This is a genomic window from Pseudomonas syringae pv. tagetis, from assembly GCF_022557255.1.
Classification (GTDB): Bacteria; Pseudomonadota; Gammaproteobacteria; order Pseudomonadales; family Pseudomonadaceae; genus Aquipseudomonas; species Aquipseudomonas caricapapayae.
Window position 1 is genome coordinate 786,698 of sequence record NZ_CP092923.1, and the last position, 17,031, is coordinate 803,728.

Annotated in this window: 14 protein-coding genes and 5 pseudogenes; 4 read left to right on the forward strand and 15 right to left on the reverse strand. The window is 54.4% G+C overall.

Annotation, left to right across the window (positions count from 1 at the left end; genetic code table 11):
* Window positions 1-116: 116 nt before the first annotated feature.
* The 10 genes and pseudogenes from MME58_RS03485 to MME58_RS03530 form a co-directional block, all read right to left on the reverse strand.
* Window positions 117-506, reverse strand: a complete 390-nt coding sequence (locus tag MME58_RS03485; protein WP_054988314.1) for a hypothetical protein — start codon at window positions 504-506, stop codon at window positions 117-119.
* 60 nt (window positions 507-566) lie between these two features.
* Window positions 567-1,007, reverse strand: a complete 441-nt coding sequence (gene pilM / locus MME58_RS03490; RefSeq protein WP_054988315.1) for a type IV pilus biogenesis protein PilM — start codon at window positions 1,005-1,007, stop codon at window positions 567-569.
* A gap of 31 nt (window positions 1,008-1,038) precedes the next feature.
* Window positions 1,039-1,314 (reverse strand): annotated as a pseudogene (locus MME58_RS27530) (shufflon system plasmid conjugative transfer pilus tip adhesin PilV); the annotation flags it as partial.
* A gap of 253 nt (window positions 1,315-1,567) precedes the next feature.
* Window positions 1,568-3,304, reverse strand: a complete 1,737-nt coding sequence (gene pilN / locus MME58_RS03500) for a PilN family type IVB pilus formation outer membrane protein (protein WP_055005952.1) — start codon at window positions 3,302-3,304, stop codon at window positions 1,568-1,570.
* Window positions 3,301-4,434, reverse strand: a complete 1,134-nt coding sequence (gene pilL2 / locus MME58_RS03505; RefSeq protein ID WP_082427375.1) for a PFGI-1 class ICE element type IV pilus protein PilL2 — start codon at window positions 4,432-4,434, stop codon at window positions 3,301-3,303. The genes pilN and pilL2 overlap by 4 nt, the downstream gene beginning before the upstream one ends.
* 252 nt (window positions 4,435-4,686) lie before the next feature.
* On the reverse strand, window positions 4,687-5,055 hold the full coding sequence (locus MME58_RS03510) for a hypothetical protein (protein WP_003435844.1): 369 nt from the start codon (window positions 5,053-5,055) through the stop codon (window positions 4,687-4,689).
* Window positions 5,052-6,026: a hypothetical protein gene (locus MME58_RS03515; RefSeq protein WP_054988321.1), complete on the reverse strand. Its 975-nt coding sequence runs from the start codon at window positions 6,024-6,026 to the stop codon at window positions 5,052-5,054. Before MME58_RS03515 ends, MME58_RS03510 begins: the two co-directional genes overlap by 4 nt.
* A 9-nt stretch (window positions 6,027-6,035) precedes the next feature.
* Window positions 6,036-6,524 carry an Hcp family type VI secretion system effector gene (locus tag MME58_RS03520; protein ID WP_054988322.1) on the reverse strand — a complete coding sequence of 163 codons (489 nt, stop codon included), beginning with the start codon at window positions 6,522-6,524 and terminating at the stop codon, window positions 6,036-6,038.
* 123 nt (window positions 6,525-6,647) lie between these two features.
* Window positions 6,648-7,808: pseudogene (locus MME58_RS03525) on the reverse strand (DEAD/DEAH box helicase); the annotation flags it as partial.
* Window positions 7,807-8,244: pseudogene (locus MME58_RS03530) on the reverse strand (MFS transporter); the annotation flags it as partial. The pseudogenes MME58_RS03525 and MME58_RS03530, both read right to left, overlap by 2 nt.
* 149 nt (window positions 8,245-8,393) lie before the next feature.
* Here MME58_RS03530 and MME58_RS03535 point away from each other — a divergent pair.
* Window positions 8,394-8,849, forward strand: coding sequence for a winged helix-turn-helix transcriptional regulator (locus MME58_RS03535; RefSeq protein ID WP_055005955.1), 456 nt, complete (start codon window positions 8,394-8,396; stop codon window positions 8,847-8,849).
* Between the two features lie 244 nt (window positions 8,850-9,093).
* Here the strand turns inward: MME58_RS03535 and MME58_RS03540 are convergent.
* The 5 genes and pseudogenes from MME58_RS03540 to MME58_RS03560 form a co-directional block, all read right to left on the reverse strand.
* Window positions 9,094-9,530 (reverse strand): annotated as a pseudogene (locus tag MME58_RS03540) (type 4 pilus major pilin).
* Window positions 9,531-9,697: 167 nt separating this feature from the next.
* The gene (locus tag MME58_RS03545; RefSeq protein ID WP_055005956.1) at window positions 9,698-11,776 is read right to left on the reverse strand and encodes a calcium-binding protein; all 2,079 of its coding nucleotides are present in this window, start codon (window positions 11,774-11,776) and stop codon (window positions 9,698-9,700) included.
* 728 nt (window positions 11,777-12,504) lie between these two features.
* Window positions 12,505-13,470, reverse strand: a complete 966-nt coding sequence (locus tag MME58_RS03550; RefSeq protein WP_055005957.1) for a helix-turn-helix domain-containing protein — start codon at window positions 13,468-13,470, stop codon at window positions 12,505-12,507.
* A 108-nt stretch (window positions 13,471-13,578) separates the two neighbouring features.
* Complete coding sequence (locus tag MME58_RS03555; protein ID WP_147470835.1) at window positions 13,579-14,028, reverse strand: hypothetical protein; 450 nt, start codon at window positions 14,026-14,028, stop codon at window positions 13,579-13,581.
* Window positions 14,029-14,100: 72 nt separating this feature from the next.
* Window positions 14,101-14,376 (reverse strand): hypothetical protein, encoded by a 276-nt coding sequence (locus MME58_RS03560; RefSeq protein WP_147479901.1) that lies wholly within the window; start codon window positions 14,374-14,376, stop codon window positions 14,101-14,103.
* Here MME58_RS03560 and MME58_RS27660 point away from each other — a divergent pair.
* The 3 genes and pseudogenes from MME58_RS27660 to MME58_RS03570 all read left to right on the forward strand — a co-directional run.
* Window positions 14,369-15,490 (forward strand): annotated as a pseudogene (locus MME58_RS27660) (HAMP domain-containing protein); the annotation flags it as partial. The gene MME58_RS03560 and the pseudogene MME58_RS27660 sit on opposite strands and share 8 nt — an antisense overlap.
* Before the next feature lie 27 nt (window positions 15,491-15,517).
* Window positions 15,518-16,363: a methyl-accepting chemotaxis protein gene (locus tag MME58_RS27665; protein ID WP_371904952.1), complete on the forward strand. Its 846-nt coding sequence runs from the start codon at window positions 15,518-15,520 to the stop codon at window positions 16,361-16,363.
* Window positions 16,364-16,442: 79 nt separating this feature from the next.
* Entirely contained in the window at window positions 16,443-16,715 is a 273-nt protein-coding gene (locus MME58_RS03570) for a hypothetical protein (protein WP_147470837.1), read from the forward strand.
* Window positions 16,716-17,031 lie beyond the last annotated feature (316 nt).

Below are 17,031 nucleotides of genomic sequence, written 5' to 3' on the forward strand. Positions count from 1 at the left end.
TATTTGATCAACGGCCCCTAGAGCCATGTGCCCTGGCTCGGCTCGGTGACCTCTTGGAGAGACACCAATCGGTGCGCGAGGATGTCATAAGGCTACCTGCGGACAGATCTCGTTGCCTATCTTTTTTCTTTACCTGTGCTCAACTGGTGCAGTCGGCTAAAGGCAGGGAAGGTTTCGGTCAATTTCCTCAAAACCTGACTCGTCTCAATGCGATGATCCATGGCCTCCCGTATCGGTAAACGCGTTTGTCTTTCTGCATCTGTGTCCCCGTTGTTCCTCAGCTCCTTCGCTTTCAGATGCAGTGCTTGGATTTCGTCCGCAGCTTGACTATCTTTTTTCTGCGCTTCATCAAACTGGCGATAGATTTGTGTTCGGCCTTCATGATCCGGATGGAATTCAGCGGCTAGCTGAATGTCCGCCAAAACCGACAAGGAATGCTGGATAGACTCAAGCGCTTTAAGAGCTTGCGGAAGGAAACTATTAAGCGGGTAATCTTGTTCAGCCATATTCTCCACCTGGTTATCCACGGACGCGAATCAGAGCGCCCATGCACTATGCCAATGTCACTATTGATACGCCACTGCTGCTCCGTTCGGTACGCTGACTGGCACAGCGACACCCACGTAGCCAGAGGATGGTGTGATAAGTGTACCGGATGAGGCCGTGCCGATGGCCAGCGATCCTCCAGTCAAATTGATCATCTCTGAAACAAGACCGGGAGGAGGGGATCCGAAGAACGCGTAACTTCGTCCAGCATCGATCACTCCCTCCACCCCAGGGTAACGCGCGTACCAGCTGGGCAGTGCCAACTGGTTATCGGCCACCGTTCCTGATGCAGCTTTGTGAGCGTATGCATACTCGGCCAAGGCATTTCTGTAGACGAGGACGTTATGAGCGATGAGTGATACTTCCACGGTCTGGGAGCTGACTTCTGCTTGGTGGGTCTTGTCATAAACCATTCCGAGCACTGCTGTAATCACCACCATTGCAAGCCAGTAAATGTTCACTCTACTTCCTCGATGACTGCTATGCGCCTGGTCAGAACTGGCAACAGAAAATGGTGGCGTAATCATTCTGGCCTATCACGATTCCCGGGGTACTACTGTTCCGCTGGCCGGAGCCGGTGGTGTCCCACCCGACTTTCGTGTAGCCGACTGGGCAGGAATAGGTAGTCGCGTCGTTTGCGTCGTAACCGTTGATAGTCTTCGCCGTGCAGGTCGGGGCACTGGAACCGTTCACCACCCAGACCTGGTTATCACAAGAAAGTGATCGACCCGTACTGGTTCGACCAACCATGCCGTTTGCAGCACAGGCAGCCGTGCCGCCATTGATCGAGGTGGTGACCTTCTGCCCGCGACCAATCTTCGTGGCCAGCGTCACACAGGCATCTTGGGGCAAACCGGCCTCGGTCACGGTGAATGTCATCCCGTTGGCAACCACAGTGACCTGCCACAGCAGGCCTGTCACGAAGGATCGTCCGTGATAAGTGAGAATCTGAACTTTGCCATCGCTGGGCATTGCTGGGCGCGTAGCGCGCTTTCGCATCAGAGAGGACAGGTTCGCCATGTCAGTTGGTCACAATCGGGGTGATCAGCACTACCAGAACGCTTTTTGACGAGGTGCGCTTACGCCCACCTCCAAGCCCGAAGAATCCGGGAGAACCTGTGCCGATCTTGTCCGTGTTGTCGCTGAGCTCCTCAAAGCCCGACAGGATCAATGTCTGACCGCTGCGCAGCTTCACCTTCGGTGACAGACTTTTCGCATCGTAGTTGGGGATCTGGACGCTGGAGCCGTTGCTCGTGAATGGCTCAAAGGTAGGTTTGGAGCTCATATTGATCGATACCATGAGCAACATCTCGTCATCGTCCATCAAGCGAGGCTGCAGTGTCATGTTGAAGCCAGAGGTGATGGTGCCCGGAGTAATTGCCGTGCTGGAGCCCACTGAAGCCGTGGTGTTGGTCTGAACCGATGGGATGTAGCCTTGGACGTTGCCGATCTGCAGCGGAGCAGGCTGCAGATTCAATGTGGTCACAGACGGCGATCGAACATTCGAGATCCGGGCCTGCTCTGCGATTGCCTGGATGATCGCGTTGGAACCTGCCCAGGCAGAGTTGGCCGTGTCGACAATGCCGACAGAGCCCGAGATTGCGCTGGAGCTGATGCCTGGCACAGTATTCGAGAGAGACAGACCCCACTTAGTGCTCAGCGAGTTGTAGACGGCCGCCCAGTTCAAAGCCAGCTGATCGGTGTCGGTCAGCGTCGCCTCAAACACCTTCACATTGAACAGCACTTGTTGGGTGATCGCGTGGTTGGTCTTGGCCAGATAGGTCTCAACGTTCGATAGCACGTCGGGCCGGTCAGTCACGGTCAACGTCCCGGTCGACGGTGACAGATACATGCGACCAGGCGGCGAGGTACTCAGCATTGCCCTCACGTTGCTCTGGATGTCAGTCAGGATCGATGTGTTGAGCGTGACTGTCGTGCTCTGGTTGCTGCCCGAGTCACCCGAAACGCCTGAGGAACTGCTGCCTGACGATGATCCGCTCGACGAACCACTCCCCGAGCCCGAAGAAGTCGTCATACCGGATCTGACGGTGCTTTTGATTTCCTGCACGTCTCCAAATGCGTAGACGTCAAACACCTTGGTGTCGAAATAGCTGACCTGCACTGACCGTGAGGTGGGATTGAATCGATAGGTCAGTCCCAGCCGCGAGGTGACATCATCCAGCAGACCCGAAGCTTTCCCGGAGTAGCGCAAACCGCTGACGAGATTCGGTGTCAGCATCGATGCGAAGTCGGAGCTTCTGCCCTGAGAGGCCTGTGCCAGGTTGGAGCCGCCCGTAATGCCTGCAGGCAGCAACCCGGCCAGACTGTCAGGGTTGGGGGCCGTGCTGATCGGAGGAGCATTGTTGCCCTGAGCAGGTGCATTAGCGTTCAGCAGGCCAGGATTGAGCGCATCCGGCGAGACCAGGACAGGGATCCCGCATTGGCCGGAAATGTACTGGGCAATTTCAGCAATTCCGACACTGCCGGCAGGCCGATATGCGACCTCACAGTCATACTTGGAGGGGATGCCTCGTCTCGCAACAACTGGCTGCGTTGAAACCCAGGGTTTGTCGCTGAATATCACTGTGTCCCGGCGTTCCTGTTGCTGCTTGTTACGCTGGATAGCCGCGTAACGGCCGGCAGAATCGGCGGTAGCCTCTGCACGTGCAGCAGCTTCATCCACCCGTTGGACTGAGCAGGCTGATGCCGATAGAACTGCGAGACACAGAGCGGTCTGACGCATGAAGGGCATGCTCATTTTTTCCTCTCCGATACGTGCAGAACCTGCTGACCATTTCCCTCATTCCCGTCCACCACAAAGGACCGTTTGGCGTTGTCGTACAGTGGGAATATCTGCCTGACCGCCGAGCTGAAGGAGCCTGTAAAACTCAACGGTGCCTCGATGGGGTAGTCCAAGTCTTCCGGCACCCAGATCACCTGCCAGCCGGCCCGTTTGGCCCAATCCTCGACCGATTGACGCAAGGTACTGCCCACAGGCGCATTCCACGTTTGCTGTGGCGCAACGGTTGCTACGGGTTTCGCTGCTGGTTCAGGTTTCGTCGGAGCCTGGCTGGTCGAAGCGATGCTCTTGGTGACGGCGGTCTGAGATGTGGCCTTCGCCGGAGCCGCGCTGTCAGGAGTCGGCTTTTGCTGTGTAGGGGTGCCTTCCTTGGCTGGGGTGCTGATGGATGCAGCTGGTTGCGCTTTTGCCTGCGTGACGACCGTGGTTTGCGGTTGCCCTGCAGGCGATGTGCTCTTGCTGAAGGAGGTTCCGGTTGCCGGGGCAGTTACAACGGTCACGGCTGGGGAGGTGTTGGCTACCGAGGTTGATCCAGCGCTGGCCGGTTGGGTAGGTTGAGCCAGTGCCACAGGCTTTGGCGTCTCCGGCAGTTGGTAACCTGGCCGCAGTACAAAACACACACCGCGTGTGACTTCGTTGACTTTGACCTGCCATGCCGGACCGGCCAGGACCTGCAGCGTGTTGCGCATGCTCATTGGCCCAAGCTTGTACTGGGCAGCAGGAAGAGGGTGTGTGAACAAGATGTTTACGTGACCGGTGCTCGGTGGGCACAAGGTGTAGCCTGAGCGGCTGACCACATACTGCATTGCATCCTGGACGGACGGATGCATGTTGGCGGGAATGCTGACGTCGATGATTTGGGCCATCAGATCGCGTTGCTCCGCTTCCGGAGCGGTATTCACCAGCGCGTATCGACCATAGCGGACCATGGGCTCCTGACCGGACTTGGCGCCATTTGAATATAGGTCTGGCGAGAGCAGCTCAGGATTCTGGCTGCTGTCGAAAGCTGCTCCAACCGGTTTGTCCGCCACAGACGCACATCCGGCGAACAGCGCGAGTATGGATAGTGTGGAAAGCTGCCTGATCATGTGTGCCTTGACCCCATTTCTTGATGGTGGCCAAGGTGCCAGCGCTCTGAATGCAAAGCACTGCTAAACCCTTACCGGATCGATTCAGGTTAATGAGGAGGGAGGCATTGGGAAGCCGGGCGTGAGATGAGCTCAGTCGCGTAACCTCTCTTGATCACTGCGACACGGCGGCCAATAGGTGATCGCTACTTGGGTAACGATCACAGCTGGCAGAGTCAGCTTCCTTGATTGTTGCAGAGTACGAGTTAAAGCTTAGGTTGCTACCAATTGAATAAATATAGCCAATGCTATGAGAAGAATAATTTGTGATGTCCAGGGTATTGTAAGCAAGTACTTGAGCTTCACAGGGAAACGTTCAATTTCTTTTATATCCAACAAACCCCTTTTTTTTCCTAGGCTTGGAACCCATAGGTAAAAATAAATCATGTTACAACGCATAATTTTTCCCAGAAGCCCTGCGCTCAAAAAAACCCTTTTATTATGTTCAACAAATTTACAGTTAGGAAGGCAGTGTTCAAATTTCTCGGTATAGGCGTGAGCCACATAAAAAGAAATACCCACCATGACTACCCCGGATAAAATAATGATCGTAGCTATCAGTCCTGGATCAACGTCTGTCATGGGCTTGTCTGCCTGTATAGATAGTCACCCATCATCTCGCCACCTTTAGTTCCAAGCGCACCTCCCGCCATACCTCCGGCAGCGCCTCCGATTACTGCGCATGCTAATGCAGCACCTCCGCCTGTTGGTATGCTTAATCCAACACATATTATTCCAGCAATGCCACTACCGACCGTGCCACCTATCGCTCCGAAGCTCAAACTCCCCAATAGCGAGCTACCCTCGACATATTTGGCTTTTTTGCACTCTTCTTCTCTGCCCAATGTACAGGCTTTATGGATCGACAAACCTGTTGATGCCACATCCAAAGCTGTGCCTATGTAGGCACCTTTCTTAACTAAATTGGCGGCTCTTGCAACCCCAGACACTTTATCGGCGTACCCGGAGATTTCGCCGGTATGCATATAGCTAGATGTAGAGATTCCCAAAAGCTTTTTAATTGAGCCTTCATTACGTAACCCCGAACCGTAAGAGGCCATGTTTGATAACTGCTTATCAAGTTTTAAAAAAAGGGCTGTTCTTTTTGCATAAAACGTGTCGCGTTGTACCATGGAGCCTGAACCGAGGTGCTCCCGATGCAAAGTTTCTATATCGTCGAGCGTGGTCTTGATAGCGTTAAGATGTTTATTCCAACCATCAGTTGCAGTACCTACACCTGTGGAAGCATGAGAAAGAAGACTTTGCAAAAGCTCAAAGTTATCAAGAAAAAAATCATCCCCTCCAGCGCCATTACTGAGCAAGTCCGTATGGATTTGACTAGCCTTGGCCATCAGGTAGGCTTCTTGGCTTGTGCAGGAGGGCGTAGATGGATCACCTACAATGACAAGCTCTCCAGCACTTACAACACTTCCTGCTATATGAGAATTGAGAATGTTGAATTTAGCTTTGGAATTCCCAGAAAGCCCGGCATTCGCCTTCAGGGTTTCGAAGGTTTGGGTTCTAGCGTTGATGAAAGACTTAACTTCGGCCATTTCCTTGCCTCACGAATATATCTTGTTGCCGATCCGATCCCATCCCCCGGTTACATTACCGCCGGCCGCGCCATCGCTGCGCTTTTGCAAGGTATAAGTGGCTTTTATACGTCCATAGTTGAGTTGTACAATTTCGATTGGTACGCCTGAACTTGCGCTTTGAGAGTAGTCAGCGATTATGACCTCCTCCAGTACCACCTCATAATATTTGAGTCTGTCTGTGCTTGCTCGGCAGAGCACTAACTTGACTTCTTTAAGGTGCTGGCCCGCGCAGCTGACCTCCATCAGCTTGCAACTGGCGCTGTCCAGATATTTGGTGAAGGTGAAATTAGTCATTGTAGTTCGACCAGAGGACGCGCCTCCTGATGAACTGGCTGTGGCTGACGTGCTTTGACTAACGCCGAAATTGTAGCCAGTAATTTCGATCCACTTACTAAACTTCTCGTCAAGAGCTTCGCCAGGAATCTCTGCGATTTGAATATAACCGTCAAAAGCCATGTGTACCGCTCCTTGGCAAGCTGTAGTGTGTAAGGTTCAACCCTACGTAACGGACAGCCCTTTTTTTTTGAGGTTCCGTATACAGCCACCTATTTTTTGCGCTTCGTTCAATTTCGTTACCACCTAGATAGTTTCGGCAAGAGCTTTTTTGCTCGACGCCTCCGCCTCCGGATCGATGAGATCGCTGGCCAGAGCGCGCTTGTCCATGAGCATTTGCCACAGCTGCTGGTCGATGGTGTCTTCAGCCAAGGGAATTTTGACTACCACCATGCGGAGTTGCCCATTGCGGTACGCTCGGTCCTCTGCTTGGTCCTGGAGCCCCGGAGTCCATGGAAGCCCCAGAAAAAACACATAGTTCGCAGCAGTCAGGTTGTAACCTGTACCGGCGGCCGACCTGGTCCCGATAAACACCCTGCAGTCCGGATCCTGCTGGAAAGCATCAATCGCCTTCTGTCGTTTCTTGGGCGAGTCACTGCCTACCAACGTCACGCACCCGACGCCCATCTTGAGGCAGTGCTCACGCAAAGTGGCCACGGATTCCTGATATTCGCAGAAGAGGATCACCTTGTCGTCGACGTCCAGCTCGGCCATCAGATCCGCCAGGATCCGTACCTTCACGCGCTCGAGCAGTTGGCGCAGTGCGCCCAGCCTTGCGAATCGGTGCTGGTCGCTCCGCATGATCTGGTTGTACTCGTCACGTTCTACCTGGCTGAGTATCACCGGTACAGTCTGCCGCTGCTTCCCCTTCAGGTTGGGCAGCACATCCTTACGGCGACGAAGCATCCAGTCGGATATCTCATCCCTAAGCGTCTTGCGAAACTCAGGACTGCCGGCGAATCGCTCGCAGAACTCATTGAGGGGCAGTTGTCCGATTGGGTGGCCTGAAAGCCTGAGGAGTGTGTGCAGCTCGGCTTCACGATTGAGCACAGGCGTGCCCGTCAACAGATAGCGGTTTTGTACCTGAGCCGCGATGTCAAAGCCGTGGCGTGTCCATGCAGCAGTGGGTTCCTTGAGTCGGTGAGCCTCGTCAATGACCATCACCGCGAAACGATTCGCGTGCATGACAAAGTCACCCAGTCGCTCGTAGTTCACGATGATCCAGCCAGCGCTCTCATCAAAAGTTTGCATTGCGATTTGAGCCTGAGGAAACACCATCAGGATCTCACGCTGCCAGTTGATGATCAGGCTGTTGAGCACAATCACCAGAACCGGTTTACCTTGGGCGCGTATGCCAGCGGCAATGACCGCCTGGCGAGTTTTGCCCAGTCCCATGTCGTCGGCCAACCACCACTTGCACCACGACTGCCATCAGACCCACGAGCACCATCGCGCCGAGCAACATGCCCCAATCCTGCGACAGGCCAACTGCGCACAGGGCTAGAGCCGACAGCAACATTTGTGTAAGGATAAGTTTCTTGCGATTGAGCAAATCACCCAGCGGAACGATGAACAACAATCCCACGGCATAACCCGCTTGCGTCGCGGTCACTACGATACCAATCGTGCCCGGCGATACCGACAGGCTGGCAGCCATCGATTCCAGTAAAGGCTGGGCGAAGTAGACGTTTGCGACCGCCATGGCGCAGGTAATTGCAAAAAGAAAAGTCTGATAGCGACTAAGCTTGGAGGTGTCCTGGGGGTGGGGGGCTTGCGTGTACCCACCGCTGGATTTTTCGGCTTCGATGTCCATCTTTACCGGGGTACGAGACTTGAACGGCATCGCTCCATCCTTGGAATATGTGGTTTCAAAAGAAAACCTTGTGTGAGCTTTTAACAAACAAGGTTGTTAAATGCAACCACACGTGTAAAACATTTTCGTATGACGTTAGAACGTTTTAAATTTCCTACTGACTCGCCTCCAGGAGACCCATGGCCAAACAGCAATTACTGGCGCAGAGCGAATGCCCTGTCGCCCGCACGCTTGAAGCAATCGGAGATCGCTGGGTCTTAATGATCATACGCGATGCGTTCGACGACGTTCGCCGCTTCAGTGAATTTCAGAAACGTCTTGGTCTCGCCAAGAACATCCTCACGGTCAAGCTCAAAATGCTCGTCGAGTTGGGCGTATTCAACGTCCAGCCTGCCTCCGACGGCAGTGCCTACAAGGAATATGTGCTGACTGATATGGGGCGCGCGGTGTTTCCCATCGTCGTCAGCATGCGTCAGTGGGGGGAGCATTACTTGTTTAAAGCAGGGGAGAGCTACTCGGTGTTGCTCGACAATGAATTGTCGGAGCCGGTAGAAACCATCGCAGTACGTTCCAGGACGGGCAAGGTGCTGACCCCGGCCAATTGTCATCGGCGAGTCGTCAAGCGCTGGGGGTGAGGCGAGCCGAAACGCCGAAACGACCGGAGACCGGAACGCAAGCTGATCTGTTCATCACTGGCGGTGCTGCTAGCGATTAAAGGCAATTTAGATGGGCGTCAGGGTACTGCGGCGTCTTTTCGTTTGCAGCGTAAAGCAAAGAGATTTGCAGATCACCCCTTTAGGACTGGCTTAGCTTTTACGTCCGTGAAATCAAGCCCCAGGTAGAGGTCAACAAAGGGCGTGTCGATAATTGGGTTCATGCTCAGCAGGCCGTCCAAGCGACGGTGTTGCTGTCTGTAGTGCAGCCACTGGTAGCAGCAGAACTCACCTCGCCGCTCACAGCTGTGCCGCCGTTGGTAGAGGCGGTAACCCTTCTGAACGCGTCCGATCTTCGTGGCCAGCGTCACACAGGCATCTTGAGGCAAGCCTGCCTCGGTGACGGTGTAAGTCGCCCCGTTCTCTTATCGAACTGAGCTGGGCGATCAGATCGGTCCCTGACGCTCCGTAACCGGCACTGCCTTTGAGCTTGCGTGTGTTGGCGATCAGTTGACCGACGTTACCGTGCTCGTTGTTGACGTCCGAACTGCCCATCCCGATCAGGATAACGATGAGAGCGAATAACAATTCAACCGAGATATAACCGCTTTGGTTCGTCCGAGCCGAAAGGGTGGTGTTGTGCGTGTGTGTAGTCCTGAGTATGTGGGTTCGGGATGCTTGTCCTCGATATGATTCGCTCTGGATCAGTCAGGTATGGATTTGCTGTAATCCAAGGAGACTTGTCGCCTTGGATTACAGCGGCCAGAAAGCGCCAAGGCACGCTGGCCATTACTCCCAGCCTCCCACAATCCCGCGGGAGTTATGTCTGGTTACAGCATTTCGGTTGAGTCGATGGAGGCGCTGACTACGCCCACCAATGACACTTGCCCCTGCGGCGCGAAGATCATGTCGGCATTGCTCAGATCCTGGGTCCAGTCGCCGGTGAGGCCGATTTCGAAGCGATGGCCCTGAGTGTCCGATTCCACATCCTTGAGGTAGGTGCGGTCCAGGTCTTGGTTATAGACCATCTTCAGTGTCGTCCCGGTACCGTCTCCGAACCCCGTGTAACCCAATGCCGACACGTCGATTTTGTCGTTGTTGTCGGCGAACCGGACAATCAGGTCCACGAAGCTCTGGCTGTCCGTGCGGTAGCTGTCAGTTGCCGCCGTGTAGCGGAACACGTCGGCGTCATTTATGCCGTTACGGCCATAGACCGAGAGGTTCGGATCGTCGCCGCCGCTCAATTGGTCGGCACCCGCGCCTCCAATGATCACATCCGAGCCCCTGCCGCCGTCGATGCGGTCGTTACCGGCCAGTCCATAGATGACCTCCGACATGGCAGTTCCCGTGATCACGTCCCTGCCTGCGGTGCCTTCGACGGTTGGGGCGGTGAACACCAGATTGGTGCTGTTCAGTTGCTCCGTGAGGTTGCCTTCGAACGCCAGTTCGAAGCGCTGCCCGTCGGCATCGAAGCTTTTCAGATACGTGCGCGTGCCCTCGGCGTTGGCCTGGATGGCCAGCGTGCCATTGTGGCCGTCGCCAATGCCGGTGAAGCCCAACGCAATCAGGTCTACACGGTCCTGGGAGGCATCGAAGTCCAGGATCCGGTCGCTGCCGGTTTCGGTAGCGGTACGGAAGCTGTCGCTGATCTGGGTGTAGCGGAAGATGTCCGATCCCGTCCCGCCTGTCAGGACGTCACGGCCACCGGCGCCTTGCAGCACATCGTCTCCGCCCAGGCCGCGGATGATCTCGGCCGTGTCGTTGCCAATCAATTGATTGGCATCGCTGGAACCATCCACGTGGTAGTTTCCGTCCTGACTGCCAAAGCTGGTGTCCAGGCTGCCATCCGCATTCAAGCGGGTGATTACGTCGCCGGCAATCAGAATTTTGCCATCGGGCTGGACGACGACCGAATGGGCATAGCTGGAGGCACCTTGGGGCACCTGGATCGTGAGCTTGCCATCGCCGCTGAAGGAGGTGTCGAACGAACCATCCGCATTCAGCCGCAGTACGTTGAAGGCTCTATCGTCGTTACTCTCGCCGGCAATGATGATCTTGCCATCGGCCTGCACGGTCATCGCAGAACGGTAGTCCAGTCCCAGCGTGGCATCGAAGTACACCACGCCGTCCGCACCAAACCTGGCATCCACGTTGCCATCCGCCGTAAGTCGCTGAACGGCATAGACTGGATCGCCCGGGCTGCCAGGTCCCTCGCCGTCTGCATACAGCCAACTGCCGAGCAATACGCTGCCGTCGGGTTGCACGACGGTGGCGATATTACCGGTGCCGTAATACCCGGTAGGATTGAGGACAAGTGCACCACCGGTACCGAAATCCTCGGCCGGAGCACCGCTGTCGTCCAGCTTGAACACCATTGCTTGAGAGGTGCCGCGAAGGCTGACGTACACCGAGCCATCTGCTGTTGTATAAATAGCCATTCCATCAGCCCCGATCGGTACATCAAGGCCTGCAACGCCGCCATTGCCGAAAGTGGTATCCAGGGTGCCATCCACGTTGAAGCGTTCTACCTTCAAACCCCCAAGCCCTGGCTGTGCCGACAGTACTTTGCCGTCGGCCTGCACTGCCATGACGTAGTAAGCATAATCTTCCGGATCCAGATTGGCAGGCACGAGGGTAATCCCGTCCTGGCTGAAGCTGTTGTCCAGGCTCCCATCACTGTTGAGGCGCACCGCCGTGTAGCTGCCGCGCGTACCATAGCTTTCATCGCCCGGCGAGCCCGGGTAACCAATGGCGGACTGGAAGCTTTCGCCGCCGACGATGATCTTGCCGTCAGGCTGGAGGATTATGCTCCAGTTTGAATCGCGTCCCGTGGACGGGTCGACCTGTACAGTTCCCGGGCCGGTTCGCACGGTGTAATTGATGGTGGCCTTGCTATTGATTGACGCCATGACATTGTCCTTTTGGCATGGGACCCGACGGATTGGGAAAAGGCTTGCACAGGTCCGTTGAATCTGACCCTGGCAGCGCCTATTAATGCGAACGGTTTAGGCTCTGGTAAGCGGATCTGCTTTTACCTGATGCGCGATGGCGATCAAGCTCAGACGCCGGCGAATGGCCATCACAGTCGGGCTGATTTTTCATCGGGAAAAGCGGTCGGTGCCTCTGTCCGTTCTACCGTTGTCATCTCGATGCCTGTGACAGTTCGCGCTCGCGCCAGTAAATGTTCTTCCAGCGGTCGCCACGGCCTCTATGAACTGGATCGGATCTCGCAAAGAGCGTTGTGTAATCGCGATGGCCTGTCACCACTCCCTGGGGCACCTGAATCTTTAGCTCGAGCCAGTCATGTCCCCTTCAGCTTAAGTGTCGCCGAAGGGCAGGGGCAGGTTCATATATTCGTACAGGCACTGTATGAGATTCGGAATCTGAGCTGTACTGTACGAGACTGCGTTCCGACGCCGAACGTGGCCCGGGATCCGCCCCCAAAGGAAATAACATTCGGTGCCTGTGTGGACGGGGACTACGGTCGGGAAGGAGTGAGGGGGTAAGCACATTCAGTGTCACCATTGCCAACAGCAATCGTTGTTGGCAATGAGCAGCGTTAGCTCCCTGTTAGTGTTGCAAAACCGAGCGGCAGTAACAAGCAAGCGTCAGGGAGGTGGATGATTTCGTGCGTGTTTTATCTATTGGTTGCAATATGCGTGGCTTTAGGATGCTCTCCAAAGAGCTGAATATAATATTTGCAGAAAACATGATAGTTCAAGAACCCCACTTGAAGCGCCGCACGTTGTGGGCTGCATGCCGACCCGGGCTGTAACAGAAGAGTCCTGGCTCTCATTAGCCTTTCTTTTCTTAAGAACTGGAGGGGGCTCATTCCTTTGTAACGTTTGAATCCTACTTGAAGAGACCGTACACTGATGCCCGTGAACGTCGCGACGTCACCCACTGTCAGCTCGGGGTCTGTATTGAATGTCATAAATTCAACAGCAGACTTTATAGCGTAGGGTGTGGGAACAGGTACGTTTCCGACGTCAATCAAACTGTCCTTGTGGGTGTTGCTGATATTATTGACAAGGAAGCCAATCATGGTCTCTTTCAGGCTGTCCAACACGCCCTTGAAAGGCACCTGTGAGTGTTCGGCATAATCAAGTATTGTGTTTGCGATAGTTGTAATGAAGCGGATCTCCCAGCTTTCAATAGTGGACCTGTGAAAATAAGTCCTTGATTTTGGTTGGAACCCCAGTAGCAGTGTCAGGTGTTTTACTATTTCGGTGTTTTCTATGTAAATACTTGTTGATCGAATGCCGGGTGTGTACGTTGAAATCAAAACTTCTCGCTGGTCGACCACTGCAAGCGCGCCAGCATTAGCCTTGAACGTACCTCCGCGAGTTTTCCAGGACATACTCCCGGTGTGCGGGAAGGTGAATAGAAATCCGTCAATTTCAGTGTTCAGTTCATACCCCCAACCCGTGACGCTGGCCGACGAACAAACGAAAGACTTACCGAAAACGCATACCCTTTTACAATACTGAAACTTTCCAGCCGGAAAGTCCATTATGTCCAGGTCGGCACCATAGGCTTGATAATGGCGTGCAGCACTTTCTATGCGGTTGAAAGAGTACTGAGCATACGGGGGGTGTTCCATATGAATAACCTCAACAAGAGATGCTGCTTTATCAGCATGAAGCCCACAGAAAAAGATGTCAAACCAAGCGTCTTCTTTCGATTCGAAAGGGGGCTCCCGTCTGTTAAATTACGGGCTGATTGCCTCTGTAATCATTGCGTGCAGCATCTCCAGGTTAACGATGGACTCGATTAATACCACTTGATACTTCTGGGAGTTTTCCACGTTAAGGGGGGTGGCTTCGAAGGCAGAATTTAATTCATTGGCCAACGTGGTCCTTAACTCCTCAAGTGCGAAGGTTAACTTGTTTTTGATGACGGTTGCCATGCCGTCCACTGCGACGTTCAGTGCTTTTATATCGCGCTCTAGTAGTCGGGCCGGGAGAAAGACAGGCTGTGGTAGCAATGGTGCACCTGCCGTTCGATATTTTGCCGCTGCAACAACTGTTTCTAGTTGAGTAACAGTCTCCTTTATTGAGTGGATCGACGTCATGATGTTCTCAACGTCGGACGCTATCTTTTGTGTGTTTTTTTTACACGTGATCGTTAAGTATGTGTAGACGTTTTCCAGCGTTCCCATCAGCCAGTACCTGCTTACGTTTTGCGTTTGCAGTAACGTACCTCCTATTGACAGTGAGGTGTGCATCAGTCCTCAAGATTTTCGCAAACGCTTTTTGATTAATCTGCGTTTTTTTTTAAAGTTGCGTTTTTCTTTAAAAAAAACGTTGGCGCGTTGATAGCATGACACGGCGGTGATGGGCTTGAGGTGCGAAGCTGTTGAGCCCGCCTGACCAAAATCCGAAACTCCTGTTCCCGGCATTGCTGAAAGGCTGTTGCAGCTCCCCGTTCTTATCGGCTTTCGGTCGACAGTTAATTCGGCATTGTGCAAAAAACTAAAAATTAAGGGTTTGAGGTCGACGATGTTCAATACAGTGCAGGCGCGCTACACGGCCATATTTGTGGCCTTGATTCTAGTGATTGCGGTCATTACTCAACAGGGGATTGTGTATTTCGTCACGCCCAAGGTTCGAGAGACTCAGGAAAAAGTGGTGTTGAGTCAGGTGGATCAGATCGGCACGCGCATTCTGTCGGACCTGGCCCGCGTCGAGGCCCAGTCACGTGCGATCACTCAAGTGGTGCCGCTGCTGGACAGCGATGGTATAGACAAAGCGCTACCGGGGCTGGTCGATCAATATGGCGATCAGAAGGTCTTCGGTGGTGGCGTCTGGCCGATGCCGGACAAGCGTGCCCAAGGGCGCAACAAGTACGGTTCATTTTTCCACCGCAACGACAGTGGCCAACTGGTGGTCAGCAACTTCTGGAACTCCGCCCTTGCGCCCAACTATTGGGAACAACCTTGGCACCGTGCCGGACAGAACGCACCCAAGGGCAAATGTGCCTGGGCAGCGGCCTATCAGGACGAAGCCAGTCCGCAACCGCGGACCAACTGCGCGATGGGCATTTACAAAGATGGCGCGCTCTATGGCGTCTCGACTATTGACGTCACCCTGGGTTTCTTCAACGGCCTGATTCAGGAGAAGGAGAAAGACATTCAGGGTCAGGTTATGATCGTCGAGCGGGACGGCAAGATCCTCACCAACCAGAGCCGGATTCCCGGCGAAATCATCCTCAAGAACATCTCAAACTTCAGTGGTCAGTCCATGTTTGCGAAGGCCATTCAAGTCGGCCTGGGCAAAATCTCCGGCGATGCTGTGTATTCCCAGGAATACATCGATCCGCAGCTAGGTGATCTGACTTTCTTTCTAAGCCCTGTGGCAGGCACGCCGTGGGTCATCGCCACATCGCTGCCGACCGCCATGCTCACCGCCAGTAGCACCGAAGTATTAAAAGCCCTGGGTTGGCTGCAGATCCCACTGGTCATTTTTTTGCTGCTCGTGCTGTGTTTCGCTTTCCATCGGTTGTTTGCGCGCCTGAAGGTGCTGCGTACCAATATTGATGCGCTGTCTTCGGGTGAGGCGGATCTGACTCGTCGTATCCCGATAAAGGGCAAAGATGAACTGGACGACGTGGGTCAGTCGGTAAACAGGTTCATCGCCTTCCAACAGGTCATGATCGTTGAAGTGCGCAGTGGCACCGAACAGATATCCGCTGGGCTGGTCCAGCTGCAGGAACAGTCGCGTAACATCAACCAGATCCTCAACCGTCATGCGTTGGAAACCGATCAGGCGGTGACCGCGATCAACGAGATGAGCACCACCGCCGACAGCGTCGCCGAGAGCGCTACGCAAACAGCAAGCTTTACCCAGTCGGCAAATGATGCTGCGCAGCGGTCCCGTGATGTCGTTGACGAAGCGTCTATCAGCGTGCGGGCGCTGGTGGCCGAGGTTGAGCATGCGACCCAATACGTGCAGGAAATGCAGGTCGACGCCAAGCGCATCACGGACGTGCTCGGGGTCATCGGCGGCATTGCCCAGCAGACCAATCTGTTGGCTCTGAACGCAGCCATCGAGGCTGCGCGGGCGGGTGAGCAGGGCCGCGGCTTTGCGGTAGTGGCTGATGAGGTAAGAGCGTTGGCAGGTCGTACCCAGCAGAGCACCTCGGAGATCAATGAGATGCTCGCGCGTCTTGAGGAGGGTGTCAGCACCGCCGTCGATGCCATGGAAAAAACCAAGGTCAGTTGCCAGTCCACCGCTGACCGCACTTCTCGCGTCAATGAAGGCTTGGATGGCATGGCTGGGTCGGTGCTGCGCATCCATGACTTGAGCGCTCACATTGCCACGGCGGCGGAGGAGCAGAGCGCGGTGACTGAGGAGATCAATCAAAACATGATTGCTATTCGGCACATGGTTGGTGAACTGGTCGGCTGTGGTCAGCAGACTGATACCAGCGTTGATGCCCTGGTTGCCTCCAACGAACGGCTGGTGGCGATGATCGATCGCTTCAAGGTTCGTTAAGTAGCCCGTCATTCAACCTCGCAACGTAAGTCGGAGCTGTTTTCGGCTCCGGTTTATTTTCGTGCACAGGTCATGCGACATGTCGGTTGTCGCCTCGCATATAAGCATCATCGATCCACTCTACCGCCGTGACAGCCTGATGAACACGCCAGTGCTTTATGGCTTGCGAATATGGCTGGCGGTGCGGCTATGCACCAAAACAATCCCTCAGGTGCTGCTTCACTGCGGCGTAGATAGTTTGAACACCTTATCCGCTTTGCTTTCCAAACCAGACCGAAGCTTGGGGCAACCTAATGAAACGCACATTTTTGGCCATATCGGCGCCTTTGAATCAGAACGTTGCAGCCGCTGAACAGACATTTGACTTGCCGAGTTGTGATGTAGAGGGGCAGCGTACTTTGGCTGGAAAAACCGGTGGAGAGATCAGTGACACCAGGCAAGCCCACCTGTCAGGGGAGCAGATTTTCTGAGTGCAGATATCAATACATCACGCAGAGCTCGCAGGGTCACTCAGGCTCACGCTGAGTTCATGCTCAAACGCGTGAGGCGATCCGGCAACAGAATGACGACCTTGTCGAGCAGCAGGGTTTTTTGAGTGCTGCAGAAAAAGCGAGCGTTGACCGCGATTTCGACGCCATCGCATTGCAGCTGTGCCAGTAGGGTAGACC